We start from the raw sequence: 1,708 nt of genomic DNA, 5'->3' as shown, positions 1-1,708 counted from the left end.
CCTTCCCGGCTGATCAGGACTTTTTCGCCGGGAAGCTCGAACTCGACAGGAATGCGCACCGCCTGGCTGCGGTTGTTGCGAAACAGCTTCGCCTCCTTGGGCGGCGTTGTTGAATGTCGGCTCTGGGGCATGTTGCAGCTCTTTTGTATATGCCTTTTGTATATGCCATGCAGCGCCGCAAAACAAGGCGCAGAAAAACTCCGACGAAGGTAGCATTCTCCTGGAACAGAATTCCAACATTCATCGACTTAGGCGACATATTTTCCTACGATGAGGCCACGAACCTACGGCGCATGCCTCGTCGCACACCACGCACCCCGGCTATGGTCCCACCATAAATTGCATCGGAGCCTGTTTTCATGAGACGATTTTTCCTCGGGCTTGCCACCGTCGCAGGCCTGTTCCTTGCATCCTCCCAAGCCTGGTCGGCCGACAAACTGCTCAATGCGTCCTATGACGTCGGCCGCGAACTGTTCGTGCAGGTGAACAAGGCCTTCATCGCGCAGCATCCGGGCGTCACGGTCGATCAGTCGCATGCCGGCACTTCGGCGCAGGCGCGTGCCATCGCCGAGGGCCTTGGCGCCGATGTCGTTACCTTCAACCAGGTCACCGACATCGACTTCCTGGTCAAGAAGGACCTCGTCTCGGCCGACTGGCAAAAGGATTTTCCCGACAACGCCTCGCCCTTCTATTCGCTGCCGTCCTTCCTTGTCCGCGCGGGCAATCCCAAGCATATCAAGGACTGGAACGATCTCGTGCGCGACGACGTGCAGGTGATTTTCCCAAATCCGAAAACCTCCGGCAATGCGCGCTACACCTATCTGGCGGCCACCGCCTACGCCAAGGAAGCCTTCAAGGGCGACGAGGCCAAGGTGAAGGAGTTCATCACCAAGCTTTTCAACAACGTGCCGATTTTCGACACCGGCGGCCGCGCCGCGACCACCACCTTCGTGCAGCGCGAGATCGGTGATGTGCTGATCACCTTCGAGTCGGAGACGCGCGGCATTCGCAAGGAGTATGGCGACGGCAAGTTCGAGCAGGTCACTCCGACGGTCAGCCTGCTGGCCGAATTCCCCGTCGCGATCGTCGACAAGGTTGCCGACGAGCACGGCACGCGCGATCTGGCCAAGACCTATCTCGACTTCCTCTACACGCCGGAGGGCCAGGACATCGCCGCCCGCAACGGCCTCAGAGCCCGCGACGCCGCTGTGGCGGCAAAATACAAGGCCGATTTCCCCGATATCCGGCTGCTGACGGTGGAAGACGTCTTCGGCGGCTGGGACAAAGTGCAGAAAGAGCATTTCGCCGCTGGCGGCCTGCTCGACCAGACCTACGGCAGCCGCTGAAGGCCGCGATATCTGCGCAGTTGACGGAAAAGCCGGCGCCCTGCCGGCTTTTTTCGTTTTGAACGCCGAAAACCTGGTTATCAGCGGAATATCCGCCTTCTCAGTGCAAAACGTTACAAAGAATCAACGCGTTTGTGCCTAACTGCAATCCGGCGGCTTGTTTTCGCGAAACATCATCGCGCGGCGAAAACGTCATTATTTGCACACAAACAGTCGCCAGATGCGAGTGGTTGGGGCTTCAATGGGTTGATCTGGGCATGCTGACGAAAAAAGGCAAATACGGCCTCAAGGCCCTCGTGCATCTGTCCGGCCTGCCGGCCGGCCAATTGGCCTTCGTCAATGACATCGCGGTGGCCAACAAC

General features: G+C 58.8%; 1 protein-coding gene and 2 pseudogenes. 2 read left to right on the top strand and 1 reads right to left on the bottom strand.

The annotated features are described in order from the left end of the window. A pseudogene (locus EN893_RS39620) lies at positions 1-131 on the bottom strand (antitoxin); the annotation flags it as partial. A 228-nt stretch (positions 132-359) separates the two neighbouring features. Here EN893_RS39620 and EN893_RS32695 point away from each other — a divergent pair. Both EN893_RS32695 and EN893_RS39615 read left to right on the top strand, forming a co-directional pair. Next, complete coding sequence (locus EN893_RS32695; protein WP_127271870.1) at positions 360-1,346, top strand: sulfate ABC transporter substrate-binding protein; 987 nt, start codon at positions 360-362, stop codon at positions 1,344-1,346. A 257-nt stretch (positions 1,347-1,603) separates the two neighbouring features. Further along, positions 1,604-1,708 (top strand): annotated as a pseudogene (locus tag EN893_RS39615) (Rrf2 family transcriptional regulator); the annotation flags it as partial.

The sequence above is a fragment of the Mesorhizobium sp. M7A.F.Ca.CA.004.04.2.1 genome, from assembly GCF_004022825.1.
In the GTDB taxonomy this organism is placed as follows: Bacteria; Pseudomonadota; Alphaproteobacteria; order Rhizobiales; family Rhizobiaceae; genus Mesorhizobium.
The sequence above is the reverse complement of the archived record's forward strand: the minus strand, read 5'-3'. Positions and strand labels throughout refer to the sequence as shown.

Bases quoted from the DNA above. Each gene is read 5' to 3' on its own strand.
- EN893_RS32695 (WP_127271870.1), top strand. From the start codon at position 360: ATGAGACGATTTTTCCTCGGGCTTGCCACCGTCGCAGGCCTGTTCCTT.